The sequence below is a fragment of the Pseudomonas chlororaphis subsp. chlororaphis genome (assembly GCF_003945765.1).
Taxonomy (GTDB): domain Bacteria; phylum Pseudomonadota; class Gammaproteobacteria; order Pseudomonadales; family Pseudomonadaceae; genus Aquipseudomonas; species Aquipseudomonas chlororaphis.
Genome location: NZ_CP027712.1, coordinates 2,506,419 through 2,521,111 on the forward strand (window position 1 = coordinate 2,506,419; position 14,693 = coordinate 2,521,111).

A 14,693-nucleotide genomic window follows, 5' to 3' on the forward strand; every position below is an offset into this window, starting at 1 on the left:
GATGTAAGGCCCAGTCAAGCGAGGGGATGGTCATGTATCAACTTTATGGGACACAAGGCTCCGGCTCGGCCATCGTCGAGATCGCCCTGGAGTGTTGCCAGGTGCCGTACCGCATCGTCGAAGCCTCGTCCTGGGCGCCGTCGCCCGGGGCCGATGAGCTGGCGCGGCTCAATCCGCTGAAACAGGTCCCGACCCTGCAACTGCCGGACGGCAGTGTCCTCACCGAGAGCGCGGCGATCCTGATCGAGCTGGGTTTGCGTTATCCGCGCTCGGCGCTGCTGCCCGAGGATGAGAGCGCCCGGGCGCAGGCCATTCGCGGCCTGGTGTTTATCGCCGCCAATTGCTACTCGGCGATCAGCGTGATCGATTACCCGGAACGCTGGCTGCAGGGCGCCGATGAAGCGCTGAGGGCGCGGGTACGGGACGCGGCCCATGAGCGCCTGCACCGCAACTGGGAGGTGTTCGCCGATCAGTTCGCCACGCAGCTGTACGCCAGCGGTTCACCCCTGGCGGCCCTGGATTTCCAGGCGGCGGTGGTGTCGCGCTGGTGCGGCACGCGCGAGCATCTGCGGCGCGAACGCCCCGAGTGTTGTGATCTGCTGGAGCGCATCGACCGCCACCCGCAGGTGGCACAGGTGCTGGAGCGGCATTGGCCGGACTGAATACGGCAGAGCGCGAGGCAGCAAAAGCCGTCGATGGTTGGGCGCGAGGCTTTTATACTCGCCGGCTTTCTTCAGGCTCATGTTTCATCGCCTATCGCTCATCTGCCCACTTTCAAGAGGAATGCCCCTTGGCCAACGAAACGGATCAGGATTTCTACAACCGCGCCGATGCCATCATCGAACTGGCAAACACCCATATCGGCGACAGCAGCCGCGGCAAGGCCAGTGCCTCGCTGATGTACGCCAACTCGCGCTTCGCCGCCTGGGTCAGCGCCTGCGGTTGCCGCAACGCCGAAGAACTGGCGGCGGCCAAGCAGCAGGCGGTGGATTATTTCGTCGAGGAATTCCGCCTGATGATGGAAGAGAACCTCACTGACTACATCGAGAATTTCTCGCGGTACATGAACCCCCAGCAAGACTGAATCCTTCCCCCGACAGGCTTCACAGCCCAGCTGTGAAGCTGTCCCGGCACTCGACTCCTGGCTCTTCGGAGCATGGGCACTCCGCGGTTTTTTATAGCCTTGTGGCGTCTGCATCTGGCTGTGCATAGCGCTTTGATCTGAGGGCGGCGGGGCCGCGGCAACCGCTGGTCCAGTTGTCTCCCGGGCGCCCAGGGAGCCGGCAATCGCTCGACTACACTGCGCCTGCGGCAGGCAATCCAGGGGTGTTGAATATCCCATCCGGGATGAGCACGGTCATGAGTTGCCAAGGCATTGCTGCGCCTGTGGTTACACCAGGGAACCTACCCAATCAGCAAGGAGTGCCAAACATGATCGTTCTTCCTCAACGTGTGATTGAAAACGGTACTGTCATCTCGCTACGCGGCGACTCGGGCAACTACATGTCGCGGATGGGCGCGACCGGGCTCGAACTGTCCAAGGGCGCCATCGACCAGTACTGCAAGTTCAGGGTCACCCTGATCCAGATCGGCAACGACAAGAAGCTGGCATTGCAGGGCGACACCAACAAGTTCATGTCGCGGATGGGGGCGACGGGGCTTGAACTGTCCAAGGACAGCATCGATCAGTACTGCCAGTTCTCCTATGCCATCGACACCGCCAGCGGGCAGATTTCCCTGCGTGGCGACAACGGCAAGTGGATGTCGCGCATGGGCGAGACCGGGCTTGAGCTGTCCAAGGACGGCATCGATCGCTACAGCCAGTTCCTGGTGGTGGTCGAGGGCTAGCACCAGGCGGTACCCGGCGTCGGGGCAGGTTTTTTGATTGGCGTGGCCAGCACTCCAGCGGCTGGCCACGAAGTCCCGGCGTCGATCGAGGGGCGATGTCTGGAAGGGGGGACAGGCAGATCGTCCCCCGCTTACCTGTGACGTTGCGTCTCAGGCCCTTACAGCCCCATCTCCAGTTCCAGCAGGTCCGCCAGCGGCTGGCGCCGGCGGATCAGTTTCACCTGGCCATCCTCGAACAGCACCTCCGGCAGCAGCGGCCGGCTGTTGTAGTTGGAGGACATGCTGGCGCCATAGGCACCGGTGTCGTGGATCACCAGCAGGTCGCCGACCCGGGCCTGGGGCAGCAACTGCGGGGTCAGGCTTTCGTCGTCCTGGGTGAAGATATCGCCGGACTCGCACAGCGGGCCGCCGACCACGGTGGGCCGCAGTGGACGCTGCACCGCCTGGCCGTTGGCGTCGATCAGGTTCATGGCGTGATAGGCGCCGTACATGGCCGGGCGCATCAGGTCGTTGAAGCCGGTGTCGGCCAGCACGAAGTGATGGTTGCCGGCGTCTTTCACCACCCGCACTTCGCTGACCAGGCAGCCGGCCTCGGCCACCAGGAAACGCCCGGGTTCGATTTCCATGCGCACGCCGTGGCCGAGCCAGGCTTCGATTTCCTCGCGGGCCTGGCGCCAGGCATTGGCATAGCGCCGCACGTCCACCGGCTCATCGCCCACGCGGTACGGGGTGGACAGGCCGCCGCCGATGGAGAAGGCCTCGATGTCGTGGTCCAGGGACTTGACCGCGGCCACCATGGCGGCGCCGACCTGTTCCAGGTGCCCGTAGTCCACGCCGGAGCCGATGTGCATGTGCAGGCCTACCAGCTTCAGGCCGTACTGGCGGATCACTGCGAGGGCTTCGCCGACCTGTTCGTGCCAGATGCCGTGCTTGCTGTTTTCACCGCCGGTGTTGGTCTTGCGGCTATGGCCGTGGCCGAAGCCCGGGTTGATCCGCAGCCACACGCGGTGGCCCGGGGATTTCTCACCAAGCTGGCGCAGCATGTCGATGGAACCGGCGTTGACCTCGATGTTCAGCTCCACCACCCGTTGCAGGGTGGCGGTGTCGAACAGGTCGCAGGTGAAGACGATGCCGGCCGGATCGCCTTGCGGGCTGAACCCAGCCAGCAACGCCCGCTCGATTTCCCCCAGGGACACCGCGTCCACCCGCACCCCGGCCTCGCGGATCAGGCGCAGCACCTGCAGGTTGGAGCAGGCTTTCTGCGCGTAACGCACCACGTCGAAGGCCTTCAGTTGCTGGATGCGCACCTTGATGGTCCGCGCGTCGTAGCACCACAACGGGGTGCCGTACTGGCGGGCGGCGGCGGTCAGTTGCTCGGGAGAAAAGGGAATGGCCATGGCAATCGTCTGTGGCGAGGAAAGAGGCCTGCATGATGCCGAGGGCGGCGTATTCAATAAAATATCTATTCTTTGTATCTCGATTCAGTTCTGATATGACTTGTGTGAATCAACGTCTCAAACCGAGGAGCAAGCCGTGGACATTTCCCTGCGCCATATCGAGGTGTTCCGCGCCATCATGCAGGCCGGCAGCGTCACCGGCGCCGCGCGCCTGCTGTTCACCTCGCAACCCACGGTCAGCCGCGAGCTGGCGCGGCTGGAGAGCCTGTCCGGGCTGAGCCTGTTCGACCGCGAGGGCGGCCGCTTGCTGCCGACCGCCCAGGCCATGCTGTTGCTGGAAGAAGTGGAGCGAGCCTATGTCGGCCTGGAGCGGATCAACAGCGTGGCGCAATCGATCCGCCGCTTCGAGCACGGCCAGTTGAGCCTGACCTGCCTGCCGCTGTTTTCCCAGACTTTGCTGCCGCGGGTGTGCAAGCACTTCCAGGAGCAACACGCCGGCATCGGCCTGAGCATCACCGCCCAGGAATCGCCCTTGCTGGAAGAGTCCCTCAGCGCCCAGCGCCACGACCTGGGCCTGACCGAAAGCGAACACCTGCCACGGGGCACCCAGGGCGAACTGCTGTTTTGCGCCGACATGGTGTGCATCCTGCCGGAAGGGCACCCGTTGCTGGCCAAGCCGCTGCTGCACAGCGAAGACTTTCGCGGGGTGGATTTCATCAACCTGTCAGGCCTGGACATTTATCGTCAGACCCTCGACGAGCACTTTCGCCAGGCCGGCGTCGACCGCCGGGTGGTGATCGAGACCACCAATGCCGCCTCGGTCTGCGCCATGGTGCGCCAACAGCTGGGGGTGGCGATCATCAACCCGCTGAGCGCCATGGAGGAGGCGGGCAGGGGCCTGGCGATCCGCCCGCTGCAGTTGTCGGTGCCATACCGGGTCATGCTGATCCGTCCGGATTTCCGACCGTCGTCGATTTTCGTCGAGGCCTTCTGCGCCTCCTTGAAACAGGAGGCCTCGGTGTTGGCCGCCGCCCTCGAGCGCCGGCTGCGACGGGAGTGAAGGCAGCAGGGCCGCCGTTGTGCGCCTAGGCTTGAAGCGACCGGTAGCATTTGTACCCCTTGAGGACTGTCTGTCATGTCGGAACCTGCAATGAGCGACACCGGCAAGCCCCTGAGCCGCGGCATTCCGCGCACGGTCTGGGCGCTGGGATTCGTCAGCCTGTTCATGGACGTGTCGTCCGAGCTGGTGCACAGCCTGTTGCCGCTGTACATGGTCGGCACCCTGGGCATCAGCATGCTGGCGGTCGGCATCATCGAAGGGGTGGCGGAAGCCACGGCGCTGATCGTGAAAGTCTTTTCCGGCGCCCTCAGCGACTTCATCGGCCGGCGCAAGGAACTGCTGCTATTGGGTTACGGCCTGGCGGCGCTGACCAAGCCGCTGTTCCCCCTGGCGAGTTCGGCGGAACTGGTGTTCAGCGCGCGCCTGCTGGACCGCATCGGCAAGGGCATTCGCGGCGCGCCACGGGATGCCCTGGTGGCGGACGTGGCCCCGGCAGAAATTCGCGGCGCCTGTTTTGGCCTGCGCCAGTCGCTGGACACCGTGGGGGCGTTCCTCGGCCCGATCCTGGCCATCGGCCTGATGCTGTGGCTGGCCAACGATATCGCCCAGGTTTTGTGGCTGGCGGTGATTCCCGCGGCGCTGGCCGTGGCGCTGTTGGTCTTCGCCATCCGCGAACCCGAGCACGCCCCCGGCCGCCGGCACTTCCAGTCGCCATTGCGGCTGGCCTCGCTGCGACGGTTCTCCCGGCATTACTGGTGGGTGGTGGCCATCGGCGCGGCCTTCACCCTGGCCCGTTTCAGTGAGGCGTTCCTGGTGTTGCGGGCCCAGCAACTGGGCTTCTCCGCCGCCTGGGTGCCGCTGGTGATGGTGGTCATGGCCGGGTTCTATATGGTCTCGGCCTATCCAGTCGGCAAATGGTCGGACCGCATCAACCGCAGCGCCTTGCTCAGCGTCGGCCTGCTGTTGCTGATCCTCGCCGACCTGGTGCTGGCCTATGCCGAGTCGGTGCCGCAGGTGTTGCTCGGCGTCGCCCTGTGGGGCCTGCACATGGGCTTCAGCCAGGGCATCCTCGCCACCCTGGTGGCCGACACCACGCCCGCCGACCTCAAGGGCACGGCCTTCGGTGTGTTCAACCTGTTGAGCGGAATGGCCCTGCTGCTGGCCAGCGTAATCGCCGGCTGGCTGTGGCAGGCCCATGGCGCGGCGCTGACGTTTTACGCCGGGGCGGGGTTTGCCGGCTTGTCGTTGTTGTTGCTGATGGGCAAGCCGAAGTCGCAGTGACAGCCTCTGGGGGGCAAGGCGCTAACGGCTCCCGCCGGGCTGATCGGCCGACAGGCTCCAGACAATCGAGCTGAGGATGCCCAGGTCGAGCAACAGGGCCTGCGAGCGCAGGACCTTGCGCAAGGATGGGTAGTCGGCCTTGGTCGCCTTGAAGCTGGACCTTTCCAGCACATGGATATGCCTGGTCACCACAGTGACGGCCAGGCTGGCCAGCTGCTTCTCGGTGTCGGGCACCGCGATATCCAACTCTTGCAAGCGGTTCTGGAAGGCGCTGATGGCGTCTTTTTCACTGTCATCCCGGGGCTGGTAGAGGATCTTCTGCTCGGAGGCGCTTGCAGTGACTTTCTTGTACAGGGCGACCGACTCGTTGAAGTGCTCCAGGGCTGCTGCCTTGGCCTCGGTGGCATGCAGGGTGTCCCGCAGTTCGAGGTACATCAGCATTTCGTGGGACTTCTGCAAGCCTCGGTGCAGCTCGGCGCCGGCGTTGGTCGAGAGTTTCTCGAGTCCTTTTCTGTCCGCGTCGAAGGAGGGGCCGGCACTGGCCTGGAGGCTGGCCAGCCCCGCCAGCACTATGCAAAAGCCGGTGTAGAGCAGGCATCTGATCGGGCGCATGTTCCGCTCCTCGTTATCGGGTCGATGAAGCAGGCAAAGGACTGGGTGGCATACCGGGCTCTGCCCATGGGGGCTTGAGCGCTGTGATCCGGCTTCGACGGATAAGGCTCCACGCATCGGCCTGGACTGTTTCAGCCGTGAGTCAGTGGGCAGGAAGGCGTGGAAAACGAGTCTCGCCAGCCGCATGAGTTGAATGTAGCTGACGGATGGGGGGCTGCCAGCGGCCTCTGGCCGGCGTCTGCCGGGCCGCAAAACGAACCCGGCGCACCATGGGGTGCGCTGGGCGTATTGCCGGCCAGCCGCCGGATGTCGTGGGTCCGAGGGCCGGCCGTGGTGCGCGGTAAGCGTTAGCGTTCGATGGCCAGTGCCACGCCCTGGCCGCCACCGATGCACAGGGTGGCCAGGCCTTTCTTGGCGTCGCGCTTGAGCATCTCGTGCAGCAGGGTCACCAGCACCCGGCAGCCCGAGGCGCCGATCGGGTGGCCGAGGGCGATGGCGCCGCCGTTGACGTTGACCTTGCTCGCGTCCCAGCCCAGCTCCTTGCCCACCGACAGCGCCTGGGCGGCGAAGGCTTCGTTGGCTTCGATCAGGTCCAGCTGCTCCAGGGACCAGCCGGCCTTGTCCAGGCAGCGGCGGGTGGCCGACACCGGGCCGATGCCCATGATCGCCGGGTCGACGCCGGCGTTGGCGTAGGCGGCGATCTTCGCCAGCACCGGCAGGCCCAGGGCCCGGGCCTTGGCGGCGCTCATCAGGATCACCGCGGCGGCGCCGTCGTTGAGCGACGAGGCGTTGCCGGCGGTGACCGTGCCGTCCTTCTTGAAGGCCGGCTTGAGCTTGCCCAGGGATTCGGCGGTGGTGCCGGCGCGCGGCTGCTCGTCGGTGGCGAAGGCCACGGGCTCGCCCTTGCGCTGGGGAATCAGGATCGGGGTGATTTCATCGACGAAACGTCCGCCTTCGATGGCGGCCACGGCCTTCTGCTGCGAGGCGGCGGCAAAGGCATCCTGGGCTTCGCGGCTGATGGCGTATTTGTCCACCAGGTTCTCGGCGGTGATGCCCATGTGGTAGTCGTTGAAGGCGTCCCACAGGCCGTCGCTGATCATGCTATCGACGATCTGGCTGTGACCCATGCGCAGACCGGTGCGGGCACCGGGCAGCACGTAATTGGCCAGGCTCATGTTCTCCTGGCCGCCGGCGATGATTACCTCGGCGTCGCCGCAGCGGATCGCCTGGGCGCCCAGGTGCAGGGCCTTGAGGCCGGAGCCGCAGACCTTGTTCAGGGTCAGGGCCGGCACGGCGTGGGGCAGGCCGGCCTTGATCGCGGCCTGGCGCGCGGGGTTCTGCCCGGCGCCGGCGGTGAGCACCTGGCCCATGATCACTTCATCGACCTGGGCACCGTCCAGGCCGGTCTGGGCCAACAGCTGGCGGATCACCGCGGCGCCGAGATCGACCGCGGGAATGGTCGCCAGCGAACCCTGGAAACTGCCGACCGCGGTGCGGGTGGCGGCAACGATTACGACGTCTTGCATGGTCTGGTTGCTCCTCAGGCGAACTGCATTTCAGGCACGTGGGCCGGCACGATCAGCTTGCCGGCGGTCTTGCCGACGATTTCCTCGACGCTCACGCCCGGGGCGCGCTCCTTGAGGATGAACGCGCCGTTCTCGATCTCCAGGTAAGCCAGGTCGGTCAGCACGCGCTTGATGCAGTTGGCGCCGGTCAGCGGCAGGCTGCAGCGCGACAGCAGTTTCGACTCGCCGTCTTTCGAGGCGTGGGTCATGGTGACGATGATGTTGTCCGCGCCGGCCACCAGGTCCATGGCGCCACCCATGCCCTTGACCAGCTTGCCGGGGATCATCCACGAGGCGATGTTGCCCTGCACGTCGACCTCGAAGGCGCCGAGCACGGTGAGGTCGATATGGCCGCCACGGATCATCGCGAAGGATTCGGCGGAAGAGAAAATCGACGCGCCGATGCGCGCGGTGACGGTCTGCTTGCCGGCGTTGATCATGTCGGCGTCGACTTCGTCGTCGGTGGGGAAGGCGCCCATGCCGAGCAGGCCGTTTTCCGATTGCAGCATCACTTCCATGCCGTCGGGGATGTAGTTGGCCACCAGGGTCGGGATACCGATGCCGAGGTTCACGTAGAAGCCGTCCTGCAGTTCGCGGGCGACGCGTTGAGCCATTTGTTCGCGGGTAAGAGCCATTTTTTATTCTCCGTCAGTCGTTGGGCGGGCGATTACTTGCGCACGGTGCGCTGTTCGATGCGTTTTTCGAACGTGCCGCAAATGATCCGGTCGACGTAGATGCCGGGGGTGTGGATCTGCGTCGGGTCCAGCTCGCCCGGCTCGACGATCTCTTCGACCTCGACCACGGTGATCTTGCCGGCGGTGGCGGCCAGCGGGTTGAAGTTCTGGGCGGTGTGGCGGTAGACCACGTTGCCGAAGTGGTCGGCTTTCCAGCCTTTGACGATGGCGAAGTCGCCGGTGATGGATTCTTCCATCAGGTAGGCGCGGCCGTTGAATTCACGGGTTTCCTTGCCGTCGGCGACCGGGGTGCCGACGCCGGTGGCGGTGAAGAAGGCCGGGATGCCGGCGCCACCGGCACGCATTTTCTCGGCCAGGGTGCCTTGCGGGGTCAGCACCACTTCGATTTCACCGCTCAGCAGCTGCTTCTCGAACAGGGCGTTTTCACCGACGTAGGAGGCCACCACCTTGCTGATCTGCCGGTCTTCCAGGAGCACGCCGAGGCCGAAGCCGTCGACGCCGCAGTTGTTGGAGACCACGGTCAGGTCGCGGGTGCCGCGACGCTTGATCTCGGCGATCAGGTTTTCCGGAATGCCGCACAGGCCGAAGCCGCCGGAGATCACGGTCATGCCGTCCTTGAGACCTTCGAGGGCTTCCTCATAGGACGCCACGCGCTTGTCGAAACCTGCCATCTGCACATCCTCTTGTTATTGGTATTTGCGTTGCCAGCCGGCTGGCTGGCCGTATGAAGAGAGTGAGCAGCAGTGTTGCGCCAGGGGATTGATTTGTTAAGTTGATTTTTAAGGTTGATTGATAGATAAAACTCAATAGTCGATCCCGAGGACAGAGCATGACCGTCAAACAGATCCGCGCCTTTCTGGCGGTGGCCCAGAGCCTGAGTTTCGCCGTGGCCTGCGAACGCCTGCACCTGTCGCAGTCGGCCCTGAGCCTGACCATCAAGGCTCTGGAGGACGGCCTCGGCGGGCGCCTGTTCAGCCGCAATACGCGCAACGTCGCCCTGACCCCGGAAGGCGAGGCGCTGGTGCCCCTGGCGCGGCGCTTGATCGCCGACTGGGACAACGCCGAGGACGAACTGCGCCAGCGCTTCACCCTGCAGCGCGGGCGGGTGACCCTGGCGGCCATGCCGTCCTTTGCCGGCAACCTGCTGCCGCCGATTCTCAAGACCTTTCGCGCGCGTTACCCGCAGGTCAATGTCACGGTCAACGACGTGATCAACGAGCAGGTACTGGAGATGGTCCGCGACCGCCAGGTGGAATTGGGGGTGGCCTTCGAGCCGCAGCAAAGCGCGTCGCTGCAATTCACCCCGCTGTACATCGACCGCTTCGTCGCCGTGGTGCCCAGCGATTCGCCCCTGGCCGACCTGAAGGACATCGACTGGCAATCGCTGCTGGAACAGCCCTTCATTACCCTGCAACGGCCGTCCACGGTGCGGGTGATGCTTGAAGAGCATTTGCTGGCGCGGGACATGAAACTGCCGGTGGAATTCGAAAGCCATCAACTGGCGACGGTGGGGCGCATGGTCGCCAGCGGCCTTGGTGTGAGCGCGGTGCCGGCCCTGTGCGCCGGACAGATGCGCGAGCTGGGCGCGCGCTGCATCACCCTGCGCGACCCGGTGGTGGAACGCGCCATCGGCGTGCTGACCAACCCCGGGCATGAGCTGTCCAGCGCGGCCCAGGCGCTGTTCGACATTCTGCGCGGGGCCGGTCTGGCCGAGCGCCTGTCGGGGGTTGCCTAGGAGGTCAGGCGCTCGGCCAGCAGCGGCAACAGTTGCTCGCAGGAGGCGGCGATCTTCAGGTCCAGCAGCTCGTCGGCGCGGGTCTTGCCGAAGTTGATGGCGATCAGCGGCTTGCCCTGGTCGGCCATGACCTTGCACAGGCGAAAGGCCGAATAGGCCATCAGCGACGAACCCACCACCAGCAGGCCGGCGGCCTGCTCGATGCTGTGCATGGCCTTGGCCGCGGTGGCCTGGGCCATGTTCTCGCCGAAGAACACCACATCCGGTTTCAGCCGCTCGCCAGCGCAATGAGGGCAGCGGGGCACCTGGAAACGTTCCTCGAACACCGGGTCGAGCAGGGTGTCGCCGTCGGGCGCCTGCACCGCGTCGACGCCGGCCAGGTAGGGGTTGTGCAGTTCCAGCAATTGCTGGATCGCCTGCCGATCGCTGCGTTGGCGGCAATCCAGGCAGACCACCCGGTGCAGGTTGCCGTGCAGTTCGATCACATCGCGGCTGCCGGCCTGGTCGTGCAGGGTGTCGACGTTCTGGGTGATCAAGCCGGCGATTTTCTGCCGCGCCTGTAAATGCGCCAGGGCCTCATGGGCTGCGTTCGGCCGGGCCTGGCGGATCCGCGGCCAGCCGAGCATGGCCCGCGCCCAGTAGCGGCGCCGGGCCTTGGGTTCGGCCAGGAACTCCTGGTACATCATCGGTTGCTGGCCGCGCCGCACGCCGTCGTTGTCGCGGTAATCGGGAATCCCCGAAGGGGTGCTGATGCCGGCGCCGGTGAGGACCATGAAGGGGCGCTCGGCCATCAGTCGCTGCAGCTGCTCCAGAGGGGTGTCCAGGGTGTCGGTCATGTGCGTCCTCGTACTCCGGCGGTGGCGCTGCGGACCGCAGCGAGGCCATACCTTGTGCCTGACCAGGAGTTTAGACAAGGGCGCGGGAGCTGGACGGTGGTGCTGCCGTCCAGCGTCCCGGGGAGGCGATTCAGGAGGCGTGCGGGTTGTCGTCCTGGGGTTCTTCGCTGTCTTGCTCTTGCCCCGGCAGTTCGGTGATCACGCTGAAGTCACTGACTTCCACCGCGCCCAGGCCGTAGCCCAGCAGGTGGAAGGAGAAGGCCTTGCGCGATTCCGGGTTGGCGAAGCTGAAGTCCATTTCCAGCGGCTGGTCGGGGGTGACCAGCATCTCTTCCGGCAGGCCCAGGGCCACGTCCTGCTCGCGCTCCTTGCCCTTGAGCAGGATGTAGGCGTTCTGCTGCGGGTCGGCCGAGCGCACGGTGAAACGTACGCGGGTCAGCGAGCCCTTGGGCATTTCCAGGTACTGCGCGCCGATCAGGTTGTCGGCCCAGTCATCCTTGATCTGCGCCTGCAGCGGGATGATCGCCGGGCTGCCGAACTGGTAGCGCAGGTTCAGCGGCGATTGCAGCAGGGTGCGGTCCAGGCCTTCGGCCCGGGCGCTGATCTGGCGCGCCCGCAGGCCGCCGTACTGGCCCTTGAAGGTGGCGCTGTCGGCGATGAAGCCGGTGCTTGAGTAGTAGCGGCAGCGCTGCTGGAAATCGCATTCGGTCAGGGTGCCCTGGCCATCGTGATAACGCAGCTTGCCGTTGGTGTAGGACATGATCTCCCGGCCCAGGGCGTAGGCGCGAAATAGCGAGCGACCGCTGAGGCTCTCCGGCACCTGGAAGCCGAAGTAGTCGAGTACCGAGGCGCTCAGGTCGACATGGCCGTAGGTCCCGGACTTGAGTTTGGGCAACTGCGCCTGCTCCGGGGCGAGCATCAGGTTGAAACCCCAGGACGAGGCCAGGCGCACGCCATCGATGCCGTGGGACTCGTCCGAGGTGATCACCACCAGGGTGTCCTTGAGCACGCCCTGGCGCTCCAGCTGGTCCATGAACTCACCGATGGCATCGTCCAGGTAGGCCACCGCGGCCTGCTTGGGTGTGTCGAAGCGGTTGAGGTAGTCCTCCGGCGCGGAGTAGGGCTGGTGGGTGCCGACGGTCAGCAGGGTGAGCATCCACGGCTGCTTCTGCTTTTTCAGCTGGCCGACATAGTCCAGCGCGCCTTCGAAGAAAGCCTTGTCGTCCTTGCCCCAGGGGAAGTCCAGGTAGTTGGCGTTGCTGAACCACTCCAGGCCGTGGGTCGAGTCGAAGCCGATGTGCGGCATGATCTTGTCTTTGGCCATGAAGCGCAGGCCGGCGCCTTGCAGGTAATGGGTGTTGAAACCCTGCTTGCGCAACTGCGCCGGCAGGCAGGCCTGGTTGCGCTGGCTTTGGGTCAGCAGCTCGATGCCCTTGGGCGTACCGTTGTCGAGCTTGTCGTAGTCGCCGCAGAGCATGGCGTACAGGCCGCGGATGGTCTGGTGGCTGTGCAGTACGTAGTCCGGGGTGTTCATGCTGCGTTCGGCCCAGGCGCTGAGCTTGGGCATCAGGTCGTCCTGGTAGCGGCTGTGCAGGGCCTCGCGGTTGGTCTTGATATAGGCGCCGGGAATGCCTTCCAGGGCGATCACCAGCACGTTGCGCGCCTGGCCCGGGGCGGCCAGCAACGGCTCGCCGTCGAGGTCGAGCTGGGTCAGGCCGGCCATCTGCACCGGCAGTTCGGGCACATCGCCTTCCAGCCATTGTTCCAGCTGCACCTGGCCCTGGCCGGCGGCGGCCGCGAGCAACTGGTGCGGCAGGTTGAACAGGCGCCATTGATCGGCTTCGCTGGGGTTCAGGTATTGCACGCCGCCATGGGCCAGCCACAGCAGCGCCGGGGCGGTCCAGGCATGGCGCGGCAAGCGCGGGGCGCGGGTGCCGCGGGCCGCCCATTGCACGCCCAGCCACAACGCCAGCCCGGACAGCAGCGCCGCCGCCAGCCAGGGATGAGCCAGGCCGCCGCCGGTGGAGTTGCCGACGAACTGCGGGTCGAACAGGTAATGTAGGTCGGAGGCATTGGGCAGGCGGCCCACGGCGCTGACCAGCTCGGCGCTGGCGATGCTCAGCAGGCTCCACACCAGCAGCACCGGCAGGGCCAGCCACCAGGGCCGGCGGTACAGCAGCAGGGTCAACAGGCCCGCGGTGCCCAGGTCGGAGAGATAGCCCAGGGGATCGGACCAGCCGAGCAGCGCGCGCGCCACCAGGGGCACGAGCAGCACCAGGCTCAGCAGTGCGCCGAGGGGGGCCAGGGGATGATGGAAAACACGCCGGATGAAATTCACGAAAAACCTGCCAGTCATTAAATCTTCACGCAAATGTGCGTCATGGTAACAACAGCCGGCGGCAAGACGTTTCTTATTCGCGAGGGAAATAAGCTCCCGGGTCGCTGGCGAAACGGCCCGGGGTGCTGCAGGACGGTGGCTTGAAGCCCGTATTCAGGCGCCTGGCGGCGGAGCCAGGGAAGGGCGGATAGCGCTTGGATTTACTATTTCAGAGTGTTTAAAGACGCGCGGCTCCAGGTTCAGCGCGACCACTTGATGATCAGCCGGGCGAAAAAAGCGCCGCTGACAATCACCGCGAACAGCCGCAGGGTCTGCATGGCCAGCACCAGGCCGACGTCGGAGTGGGTGTCCACCGCGATGATCGTCATGGCGTCCAGGCCGCCGGGGCTGGTGGCGAGGTAGACCGAGAGGAAGTCCTTGTCCAGCCAGTGCGCCAGCAGCCAGGCCGACAGCGCGCAGAGGGCGATCAGCAGCACCGCGCCGACGATCATCGCCGGCAGGCGGGCCCAGACGTAGCGCACGGTCGGCCGGTCGAAGCGCAGGCCGATGTAGCAGCCGATGGCGCCATAGGCCAGGGCCAGCAGCCAGCCGGGCAGGGTGATGTGCAGCAGCCCGGAGATCTGCAAGGCGCCGCCGATCAGCAGCGGTACCAGCAGGGCCCCGGCCGGCACCCGTGAGCCGAGCAGCACGCCGAGCACGATGGTGCCCAGGGTCAGGCCGAGGTTGAGCAGGGTGAAGGTCTGCAGGACCACCTCGGTGCTGTGGGCCTGGCTGCCGCCGGCCGGGACGCCGATCCAGTGGCCGGCCAGGGCGCCGATCATCACCACGCAGACCACTCGCACGTACTGCATGGTGGCCACCACCCGCGAGTCGGCGCCGAAATCGTCGGCCATCGCCACCATGGCCGAGGCCGCCCCCGGCGCGGTGCCCCAGGCCGCGGTGCTGGGTGGCAGGCCGCCGAGGCGTACCAGCGCCAGGCCGACCAGGGCACTGAGGCAGACGGTGAGCACGGTGGCGAACAGCATCACGTGCCAGGACTGCACCATCGAGGCCAGCACCGCCATGGTCATGGAGTGGGCGGCCAGGACCCCGACCGAACCCTGGCCGAGGCGAAAGGCCTGGCGCGGCACGCGGATGCTGGCGCCGCTGACGCCGAAACCGATGGCCACCAGCATCGGCCCGAGAAACTGCCCGGCGGGCACCTCGAAGTGGTTCAGCAACTGCCCGGCGCTGCCGGCGAGGATCAGCAGCGCCAGCCATTGCAGGGCAAGGGGCCAGGCGGACAGGGACAAAGGCGAGGGACTAGGCAAGGGCATTCTCCAGCGC

The 14,693-nt window shown here is 65.8% G+C and carries 14 protein-coding genes; 6 read left to right on the top strand and 8 right to left on the bottom strand.

The features are described 5' to 3' along the window. Positions 1-32 precede the first annotated feature (32 nt). The 3 genes from C4K27_RS11640 to C4K27_RS11650 all read left to right on the top strand — a co-directional run bounded on the left by C4K27_RS11640 (position 33) and on the right by C4K27_RS11650 (position 1,848). The gene (locus tag C4K27_RS11640; RefSeq protein ID WP_053260614.1) at positions 33-662 is read left to right on the top strand and encodes a glutathione S-transferase family protein; all 630 of its coding nucleotides are present in this window, start codon (positions 33-35) and stop codon (positions 660-662) included. Positions 663-790: 128 nt separating this feature from the next. Further along, a complete protein-coding gene (locus C4K27_RS11645; protein WP_007932658.1) occupies positions 791-1,084 on the top strand; it encodes a DUF3144 domain-containing protein in 294 nt (97 codons plus the stop codon). 347 nt (positions 1,085-1,431) lie between these two features. Continuing rightward, the gene (locus C4K27_RS11650) at positions 1,432-1,848 is read left to right on the top strand and encodes a fascin domain-containing protein (protein ID WP_007932660.1); all 417 of its coding nucleotides are present in this window, start codon (positions 1,432-1,434) and stop codon (positions 1,846-1,848) included. A 158-nt stretch (positions 1,849-2,006) separates the two neighbouring features. Here C4K27_RS11650 and lysA read toward each other — a convergent pair whose 3' ends face one another. Further along, positions 2,007-3,245 carry a diaminopimelate decarboxylase gene (gene lysA, locus C4K27_RS11655; RefSeq protein WP_053260535.1) on the bottom strand — a complete coding sequence of 413 codons (1,239 nt, stop codon included), beginning with the start codon at positions 3,243-3,245 and terminating at the stop codon, positions 2,007-2,009. Between the two features lie 136 nt (positions 3,246-3,381). On the opposite strand from lysA, the gene C4K27_RS11660 reads away from it, so the two are divergent. Both C4K27_RS11660 and C4K27_RS11665 read left to right on the top strand, forming a co-directional pair. Next, positions 3,382-4,305, top strand: coding sequence for a LysR family transcriptional regulator (locus C4K27_RS11660; RefSeq protein ID WP_007932667.1), 924 nt, complete (start codon positions 3,382-3,384; stop codon positions 4,303-4,305). 75 nt (positions 4,306-4,380) lie between these two features. Then, positions 4,381-5,586, top strand: a complete 1,206-nt coding sequence (locus tag C4K27_RS11665; RefSeq protein WP_053260536.1) for an MFS transporter — start codon at positions 4,381-4,383, stop codon at positions 5,584-5,586. A gap of 21 nt (positions 5,587-5,607) precedes the next feature. On the opposite strand, the gene C4K27_RS11670 is transcribed toward C4K27_RS11665, so the two are convergent. The 4 genes from C4K27_RS11670 to C4K27_RS11685 all read right to left on the bottom strand — a co-directional run bounded on the left by C4K27_RS11670 (position 5,608) and on the right by C4K27_RS11685 (position 9,129). Further along, the gene (locus C4K27_RS11670) at positions 5,608-6,198 is read right to left on the bottom strand and encodes a hypothetical protein (RefSeq protein WP_053260537.1); all 591 of its coding nucleotides are present in this window, start codon (positions 6,196-6,198) and stop codon (positions 5,608-5,610) included. A gap of 347 nt (positions 6,199-6,545) precedes the next feature. After that, positions 6,546-7,724 carry an acetyl-CoA C-acetyltransferase gene (locus C4K27_RS11675; protein WP_053260538.1) on the bottom strand — a complete coding sequence of 393 codons (1,179 nt, stop codon included), beginning with the start codon at positions 7,722-7,724 and terminating at the stop codon, positions 6,546-6,548. Between the two features lie 14 nt (positions 7,725-7,738). After that, positions 7,739-8,398: a CoA transferase subunit B gene (locus C4K27_RS11680; protein WP_009043191.1), complete on the bottom strand. Its 660-nt coding sequence runs from the start codon at positions 8,396-8,398 to the stop codon at positions 7,739-7,741. 32 nt (positions 8,399-8,430) lie between these two features. Then, entirely contained in the window at positions 8,431-9,129 is a 699-nt protein-coding gene (locus tag C4K27_RS11685) for a CoA transferase subunit A (RefSeq protein ID WP_007920583.1), read from the bottom strand. Positions 9,130-9,287: 158 nt separating this feature from the next. On the opposite strand from C4K27_RS11685, the gene C4K27_RS11690 reads away from it, so the two are divergent. Next, positions 9,288-10,193, top strand: a complete 906-nt coding sequence (locus tag C4K27_RS11690; protein WP_053260539.1) for a LysR family transcriptional regulator — start codon at positions 9,288-9,290, stop codon at positions 10,191-10,193. On the opposite strand, the gene C4K27_RS11695 is transcribed toward C4K27_RS11690, so the two are convergent. The 3 genes from C4K27_RS11695 to C4K27_RS11705 form a co-directional block, all read right to left on the bottom strand. After that, the gene (locus C4K27_RS11695) at positions 10,190-11,029 is read right to left on the bottom strand and encodes an NAD-dependent protein deacetylase (RefSeq protein WP_053260540.1); all 840 of its coding nucleotides are present in this window, start codon (positions 11,027-11,029) and stop codon (positions 10,190-10,192) included. The two genes, C4K27_RS11690 and C4K27_RS11695, sit on opposite strands and share 4 nt — an antisense overlap. 130 nt (positions 11,030-11,159) lie before the next feature. Then, positions 11,160-13,385: an LTA synthase family protein gene (locus C4K27_RS11700; protein ID WP_053260541.1), complete on the bottom strand. Its 2,226-nt coding sequence runs from the start codon at positions 13,383-13,385 to the stop codon at positions 11,160-11,162. 221 nt (positions 13,386-13,606) lie between these two features. After that, positions 13,607-14,683 carry an AbrB family transcriptional regulator gene (locus C4K27_RS11705; protein ID WP_053260542.1) on the bottom strand — a complete coding sequence of 359 codons (1,077 nt, stop codon included), beginning with the start codon at positions 14,681-14,683 and terminating at the stop codon, positions 13,607-13,609. Positions 14,684-14,693 lie beyond the last annotated feature (10 nt).

Bases quoted from the DNA above. Each gene is read 5' to 3' on its own strand.
- C4K27_RS11640 (WP_053260614.1), top strand. From the start codon at position 33: ATGTATCAACTTTATGGGACACAAGGCTCCGGCTCGGCCATCGTCGAG.
- C4K27_RS11650 (WP_007932660.1), top strand. From the start codon at position 1,432: ATGATCGTTCTTCCTCAACGTGTGATTGAAAACGGTACTGTCATCTCG.
- lysA (WP_053260535.1), bottom strand. From the start codon at position 3,245: ATGGCCATTCCCTTTTCTCCCGAGCAACTGACCGCCGCCGCCCGCCAG.
- C4K27_RS11665 (WP_053260536.1), top strand. From the start codon at position 4,381: ATGTCGGAACCTGCAATGAGCGACACCGGCAAGCCCCTGAGCCGCGGC.
- C4K27_RS11670 (WP_053260537.1), bottom strand. From the start codon at position 6,198: ATGCGCCCGATCAGATGCCTGCTCTACACCGGCTTTTGCATAGTGCTG.
- C4K27_RS11675 (WP_053260538.1), bottom strand. From the start codon at position 7,724: ATGCAAGACGTCGTAATCGTTGCCGCCACCCGCACCGCGGTCGGCAGT.
- C4K27_RS11680 (WP_009043191.1), bottom strand. From the start codon at position 8,398: ATGGCTCTTACCCGCGAACAAATGGCTCAACGCGTCGCCCGCGAACTG.
- C4K27_RS11685 (WP_007920583.1), bottom strand. From the start codon at position 9,129: ATGGCAGGTTTCGACAAGCGCGTGGCGTCCTATGAGGAAGCCCTCGAA.
- C4K27_RS11690 (WP_053260539.1), top strand. From the start codon at position 9,288: ATGACCGTCAAACAGATCCGCGCCTTTCTGGCGGTGGCCCAGAGCCTG.
- C4K27_RS11695 (WP_053260540.1), bottom strand. From the start codon at position 11,029: ATGACCGACACCCTGGACACCCCTCTGGAGCAGCTGCAGCGACTGATG.
- C4K27_RS11700 (WP_053260541.1), bottom strand. From the start codon at position 13,385: ATGACTGGCAGGTTTTTCGTGAATTTCATCCGGCGTGTTTTCCATCAT.
- C4K27_RS11705 (WP_053260542.1), bottom strand. From the start codon at position 14,683: ATGCCCTTGCCTAGTCCCTCGCCTTTGTCCCTGTCCGCCTGGCCCCTT.